Raw genomic sequence first — 6,623 nt, 5'->3', positions numbered from 1 at the left:
CCCACCCACTTGTCACTCAGGTCCGAGTGGCCCTCAGGTTTGGGTCTGGGTTCAGCGTCTGAACGCTCCGTGACGTAGAAGGAGGCGAACAGCACAAGCTCAGTTCCTCACACCCGATGAGCACAAATGCAGATTGCAGGGGAACAGGGCAGCCCGTCCGTAGCCCTCAGAATTCACCAGGGCAACATCATCCCGGCTGAGGAATCCCAAGGGCTCAGGTTCAGAGGGTAGCCCCGAGGTAGCCCGCAATTCCACAGGGGCAGCAGGGAAAGCACCCCAACAAACGACCCTGCCCAAATCCACCCACTGGCACAGGGTTTCACTCGGGCAGGGTCAACAGGGTCATCACCTGTGAGTGTTCAGTTCAGCTGGCCTGAGCCCAGCAGAGCGGTCATCGGCAGGGCGGCTTCCCTGCGTTGCTCCTCGTACACATGGGTGTACACCTTCAGCGTCAGGCTGGCATCCGTGTGCCCCAGCCGTTCACTCACCACCTTCACCGGAACCTTGCTGGCAATCAGCAGGCTGGCCGAGGTGTGCCTCAGGTCATGCAGCCGGATTCTGGGCACCCCTGCCTGCTGGATCAGCTTCCCGAAGATCTTCACCACGTTGGAGGGCAGCATGTAGGTTCCATGGGTGGACGGGAACACCAGCTTCTGGTCAGCGGCCTGATTCTTCCTGTGCTCCCGCAAGACTTCAACTGTATCCGGCGACAGAGTGATGCGCCTGAAACTGGTTCGGGTCTTTGGGGCATTCAGGTGGACCTCGTGCCCACACTGCACCAGACTGTAGCGCACCAGCAGTTCCTGACCCTCCAGGTCCACATCCTCCCAGTGCAGCCCCAGCAGTTCACCCCGACGCATTCCGGTGGTCAAAGCCAAATAGAACAGGGGGTACAGCCGATGGGTCCGAATGGCCTCCAGGAAGGTCCGCGCATCGTTTCCCGACCATACGGTGAGCGTCCGGGCCTCCACCCGTGGGGGCTTCACCTTCTGGGTCGGGTTACTCCCCAGCAGCCCCCAGCTGACGGCCTGGTAGAAGGCTTGCCTGAGCAGTTCATACACCCGCTTGAGGAGTTGCGGGGATGCCCCGTTCTCAGAGAGATGGGAGAGCAACTGCTCAATGGTGAGGGGTGTGACCTTCATCAGCTTGACCCCTCCGATGTGGGAGGTGATGTGCAGCTTGACCACCTGACGGTACTCCAGATGGGTCTTCTGCCTCACGGTCCGTTCCTTGTGCCTGAGCCATTCCTGCATGAACTCCGCAACGGTGGTGGGGGTGCGCTGGACCAGTGTCCCTTCGTGGTGTTCCCGCAGGGCAGCTTGCAGCTTGGCTTTCACCTCAGCCTGGGTCTTGCCCGTGTAGGAACGGCGAATCTGCTTGCCGTGCTCGTCATGACCCAGGGTCACGGCTCCCCTCCAACTTCCATTGGGTTGCTTGTAGATCGTGCCTTCTCCATTTGCGCGTTTGCTCATCTCGGAATCCTCTCGGCTGACCCGCTCAGGGGTAACTTAACGTTTGACAAGTCAGGTCAACTGAAATGAATTATTCCTCGTTTGGGAGAGCCTTGAAGCAAATCCGAACAGGAAATGTCGGTTTGTGTTGGTAGGGGGGGTTTGGATCGGAGGCCCGTCCGAGTTTCCCTCATCCTGCACGGAGGAATTCCCATTCTGCGATAACAGGAGGGGTTGCACTTTCCGGGAGAATGAGGTAGCGACCACGCAATGGGTGCGCGAAAGGAGCAACGATGCTGAATTCAGACGAAGTGCTGCTCACCACCGAGGAAGCCCTGGAGTACCTGGGGATCAGCAGGCACCAACTCGCACGGGCCAGACAGTCGGGCAAGCTGCCGTCAACGTTCATTGGCTTTGTGATCAGGCAGCGGGACGCCGATGAATTCAAAGCCCAGTACCTGGGGCCTCGCAGCCGCAAGGTCCGGGCCACCCCCCTGAAGAAAGGAACACCAGAGTGAAGCAGGTCGCCTTCTGCCACAAAGGTCAACCTGCCCCAGACAGCGAGATGGAAGCGGGATCTGCTCTCATTATCGCTCGGAACCAAAGCCACCCCCTCATTCCCACAGGAGCGCAACAATGAGCAGCACACCCCTCAGCAATGATTTCACCCTCACCCTTGATCTGGACCTGCCCGGCTTGTTCACCCGGTACTTCACCGCTTGGTTCCCCTTGAACCCCATCAAGCATGGACGGATGACCAGCCATGACCCGGTCACAGGCACCAAGGGCTGCACCACAGAGAAATCTCCCATCACATCAGAGATTCTGTTCAAGCATCTGACCGTGGAGGGCCATGTGGGTCGTGTGGGTTGCCTCCCTGGAACAGCAGACAGCACCCCTGTGGGATGTGTCGACATTGACCGCAAGCATTACGACACTGATGACGGCTTCCAGAAGGTGGTGCAGGATATTCAGGCTCGCTGTGTCCAGCATGGGGTTCATGTGTACCCGGAGGTGTCGACCAATGGGGGCATGCACCTGTGGTTGTTCCTCACTGAACCCGTCGGCTACCCTGCCATGCACAGGTTCCTGCGAACAATTGTTACGGAAGCAGGGCACCCCAAGGTGGAGGTCTTCCCCAAGGGTGGTGCAGCAGACAGCTCGTGGATCTTCCTGCCCTATGCTGGAGCGGCAATCCATCCCAGAGGTCTGGGCATGACCTACTTGCAAGATCAGGACGGACGCCCAATTCCATTGGAGGAGTTGGACCTGTGGGTGAAGCGCACCCCTGTCGGTGTGGTGGCGCACGTTATAAGCCAGAATTTGGTGGGTGCAAATGGCGGAGCATCCAAAGCCACCCTTACCGATGCCCTCCCATCTTCCCGTTCGGACCTGGATGGGGGCAAGTTTGACCTGCTGAAGGAGGCCATGCTGCGTAAGCCTCCAGAAGGAGCTGAACGGCACAACTCCGCATGGGCATTCCTGAATTTGGCCCGTCGGATGGGCAAGCAACAGGAGATGCTGGAGGTGATGAGGTCTCCAGGGTTCATGTCCCTGTGGTTTGCTGACGGTTCTCGCACCCCGGAGCAGTGGGAGGCCGAACTTGATCGTCTGGTGCAGGGCAAATCAGAATCGCACAACCGAGAATATGGACTGACCTTTCTCAAGGAGCAGGGCTGGGAGTTGCCAGATCTCAGCAAGCCCCAAGTTGGGAAGGAACAAACCAATAAGCGACCCGACGCCATTGCTGTCCTGCGGGATGTGATCATGGCTCGACTCGGCAAGTTACCAGAACGCAAGCACGTTCCCACTCGCATGAGTGCCCTTCAACTCCTGGCAATCGACATTGACCCGGTGCAGTTCATCATTCCTGGCCTGCTGACCGAGGGACTGGGGATGCTCACAGGACGCCCGAAGATGGGCAAGAGTTTCATGTCTTTGAGCCTCGCCCTCTCCATTGCTCAGGGGAAAGCAGCATTGGGAGACAGCAAAGCCTGTGAGCATGGGGACGTGCTGTATCTGGCCCTGGAGGACAGTCAGACCCGCACTCAGGACCGTATGAAGATCATGCTGGGCACGGATGCAGTGGATGACCTGCGTCTGGATGTGTGGTGGCAGATTCCCCGACTGGACCTGGGAGGGCTGGAGGCCCTGATGGACTGGCTGGAGTCCCGCCCCAGACCCAGAATGATCATCGTAGATGTGTGGGGCAAGTTCATGCCACCCTGTCCAAGTGGCCGGGACGAGTACACGTTCCTGTCTGAAGTGATGATGTTGCTGCAACAGGTGGCTCTGGCCTTTCATGTGTGCATCTTGCTGGTGCACCACACCAAGAAACCAGGGAAGAAGACAGGAGAGGACTTCCTGGATCAGGCGATGGGGAACACGGCACACACCAGCAACCTGGATGTGCTGATGATGCTGGACCGCAAACGGGATCGGAGCGATGCGGTGCTGCATGTTACAGGTCGGGATGTGCATGAGCAGCAGGTGCTCCTGTACCGAAATGAGAAGAACCTGCGCTGGGAGCGGGGTGCTCAGCGACCTGATGCTCACGTGTCTGAGGTACAGATGACCGTGCTCTTGTACCTGAGGCATGGAGAAACGACCATCAAAGACCTGAAGCAGCACCTGAAGAAATCCGAGACCGCCATCCGTGAGGTGCTGACCCGTTTGCACGAGATGGGACTGATCACCATGACCAAGCCCACCTCAGGGCGGACGGTCATCTATACCCTGTCCTCTGAGGGTGAGAAGTTGCTGGGTGAGGTGGATCAGTTGAACATACCGGACACACCCGTAGGACCAGAGGTGTGGGATGGGGTGACAGATTAAGGCAGTGGATACCGTGTAAGGAAAGGAAGCAGCGGAACCAGCGGAACCAGTGGATACCCCCACGTCGGGTATCCACTGCCCAGCCACTGCCCACCCCGCAGGCCGACCAGCGGAAGGGAATCCCATCCCAGATGAGGGAATGACCCCTTCCGCTGCTTCCACGGGTTCCACCGCCCAGATTTATGAATCGCCAGAAGACCCAGGCACCCCCCCGCTATGAACCTCTCGGGTGAGGTCCAGCAATTCCCAGACTTCCACCCCGAGGGCGTCGGCAATGCGGAGCAGGGTGCTGAGTTTCACGTCAATCTTGGCGTTCTCGATCATGTTCGGGTGGGTGCGGTGGAGACCTGCTTCAAAGGCCATCAGGTCCTGCCCCATGCCCTTGGCCTTGCGGATCTGTCGGATGCGGTCCCCGAGGACCTTGCGGAAGGCGAGTTCATCGTGCTTGCCCTCCGCTGTGCGGTAAGTGGTCATTTCCTCAGCATGGGAACAGACCGCTTGGGTTGCGACTGAGCCCATTCAGTCTGATTATGATCGGTCATAACAAGTTATGAGGAATAATAGAGGGCGGAGGTCAACATGAAACGAACCCTGCTCACCACCCTCGCCCTGGTCCTGCCCCTCAGCCTCGCCCAGAAGGGCAACATTCTGGATCGCATCAGCTGGTATGAGCCTGGATATTGGTCTGTTTCCGTCACCCTGGAGGGCAGCTTCCCCAACCCCAGTCAGACCCTCACAGCCACGGTTCACTGCGATCAAGGGGTCACCAGTCGGGATGGAAACCTGTTCCGAGAGTGGATGACCAGAACAGGGTCTACCGTGACCGGAAATCAACTGACCACCCCTTGGATCACGCTGTCCTGCGAGCAGGGACGCCTCACGGCCAAAGCTGACAGCATTCAGGCCATTCTGAAGCTGATGACCACATCGGTCTCTGTTGGACAACTGGGAGCAGAACAGAACAACCGCACCAGCAAGGCATCCTTCAGCTTTCTGGAGCAGTCTGGGTGCGTTTACCCGGAGATCCGCTACAAGTGCTATTGGAACTACCTGCTGCTGAGTGTAGAGAAGGGGGTGGTGAAGCGGGACAATCCCGAGTATGACTTCGGCTATGGCTCTCTGGTGGGGGCCAAACAGGGCACTGGGCCTGTGGTTCCGGTGTTCTTTGATGGCAAGAGCACCCCATTCCAGTACGACCCAAACCTTCCTGTGGAGGTGTATGTGAAGGTGAACAACATCGGGTACTGGCAATACTTGAGCATCAATGAGAAAGCAGGTTCCTTGATGTGGTGGAAGTCCAACGACGCGCCACAATGAACCTTCGGGCGTGACCCGGAGACTCATAGCGCGCGAAAGGGAACCTCTGTTTCCGACCCCTGCCATGAGAATTCAGCCCATTCCATCCAAACCAGAAGTTTCTGCAGAATCGCACAGGTGGTCGGCTGAACCTCATCCCCGCGCTGGGAACTTCATCGACTGGAGGTCGGCTGAGTTTGCGGCTGGGGGCAAAGGGAAAGCCCTCCCATTAAAGGGAGGGCTCCTGTTGATACTGGTTGATGCCATACTAGTTTATTCTTCAGCTTCTACTTGGAATTCACATCCATCATGTTCAAAGACTGCCAATCGATCAGCAGGCGATAATACATTAGAACAAACTCCCCAATCTGCAGCAAATTTTCCTGTCAATTCTATATAGAAAATGCAATCCATGCATTGCGGACGAATATCCTCAGAATCAATATTCTCATAATGGTAACCAGAAGAAATCCATCTTCTGTGGGTTTCTCTAAAGTGCTGGTTATCCGTCTTGAGCTTCTTCACTTCTTCTCCTTCAAGCTAAGATCAATAACTCTCGCTATCTCATTGGGAGACTTGACTCTTCTATCCAGCTGAATGGCAAGACTTCCAAAACCACCGTCAAGTTGTCTACCTCTATCGCGAGTTAGTACTCGTACTCCAGCACTTTGAGCAAACTTAAGGATGTCTTCATCTGGCGTACCAACCCCAAGTACCTCCTCTACGCTTCTAACATTATATCCTCTACTTACAAGTTCATTATATAGCTTTGAACCTGTTAAATTCTCATCTATCAATATTGGCGTGCCTTTATCACTAAATCCAGCTTTCTTTCTGAGCTGAGCTTGAAGCACATAGAGCAACTCACGTTTCGCTATTTCATCACAGTTATGCACCAACCAGCCCTGGGTGCCCACGAAGAAGGTATGCGCTTCTTCAACCTCCAGATTGTACATGGTGCGGGCTTCCTGGATGGTGTTGAGGTAAGGCCCCAGGAAAACCTTCCAGAAAAGCCGTAGACTGAAGAGAATCTACTCTCAG

General features: G+C 56.4%; 7 protein-coding genes. 3 read left to right on the top strand and 4 right to left on the bottom strand.

The features are described from left to right. Positions 1-359 precede the first annotated feature (359 nt). Positions 360-1,472 carry a tyrosine-type recombinase/integrase gene (locus tag IEY52_RS24890; RefSeq protein ID WP_189008824.1) on the bottom strand — a complete coding sequence of 371 codons (1,113 nt, stop codon included), beginning with the start codon at positions 1,470-1,472 and terminating at the stop codon, positions 360-362. Between the two features lie 272 nt (positions 1,473-1,744). Here IEY52_RS24890 and IEY52_RS24885 point away from each other — a divergent pair, with 272 nt between their 5' ends. Both IEY52_RS24885 and IEY52_RS24880 read left to right on the top strand, forming a co-directional pair. Further along, the gene (locus IEY52_RS24885; protein WP_189008821.1) at positions 1,745-1,969 is read left to right on the top strand and encodes a helix-turn-helix domain-containing protein; all 225 of its coding nucleotides are present in this window, start codon (positions 1,745-1,747) and stop codon (positions 1,967-1,969) included. Positions 1,970-2,087: 118 nt separating this feature from the next. Next, positions 2,088-4,286 carry an AAA family ATPase gene (locus IEY52_RS24880; protein WP_189008818.1) on the top strand — a complete coding sequence of 733 codons (2,199 nt, stop codon included), beginning with the start codon at positions 2,088-2,090 and terminating at the stop codon, positions 4,284-4,286. A 180-nt stretch (positions 4,287-4,466) separates the two neighbouring features. Here IEY52_RS24880 and IEY52_RS24875 read toward each other — a convergent pair whose 3' ends face one another. Then, the gene (locus tag IEY52_RS24875; protein WP_189008814.1) at positions 4,467-4,760 is read right to left on the bottom strand and encodes a helix-turn-helix domain-containing protein; all 294 of its coding nucleotides are present in this window, start codon (positions 4,758-4,760) and stop codon (positions 4,467-4,469) included. Positions 4,761-4,865: 105 nt separating this feature from the next. Between IEY52_RS24875 and IEY52_RS24870 the strand changes: the two genes are divergently transcribed. After that, on the top strand, positions 4,866-5,603 hold the full coding sequence (locus IEY52_RS24870; RefSeq protein ID WP_189008811.1) for a hypothetical protein: 738 nt from the start codon (positions 4,866-4,868) through the stop codon (positions 5,601-5,603). Between the two features lie 252 nt (positions 5,604-5,855). Here IEY52_RS24870 and IEY52_RS24865 read toward each other — a convergent pair whose 3' ends face one another. Both IEY52_RS24865 and IEY52_RS26850 read right to left on the bottom strand, forming a co-directional pair. Then, positions 5,856-6,107 (bottom strand): DUF3027 domain-containing protein, encoded by a 252-nt coding sequence (locus IEY52_RS24865; protein WP_189008809.1) that lies wholly within the window; start codon positions 6,105-6,107, stop codon positions 5,856-5,858. After that, positions 6,104-6,538 carry a DUF5615 family PIN-like protein gene (locus IEY52_RS26850; RefSeq protein ID WP_229684974.1) on the bottom strand — a complete coding sequence of 145 codons (435 nt, stop codon included), beginning with the start codon at positions 6,536-6,538 and terminating at the stop codon, positions 6,104-6,106. The genes IEY52_RS24865 and IEY52_RS26850 overlap by 4 nt, the downstream gene beginning before the upstream one ends. Positions 6,539-6,623 lie beyond the last annotated feature (85 nt).

Origin of the sequence: Deinococcus roseus, from assembly GCF_014646895.1 — a bacterium.
In the GTDB taxonomy this organism is placed as follows: Bacteria; Deinococcota; Deinococci; order Deinococcales; family Deinococcaceae; genus Deinococcus_C; species Deinococcus_C roseus.
The sequence above is the reverse complement of the archived record's forward strand: the minus strand, read 5'-3'. Positions and strand labels throughout refer to the sequence as shown.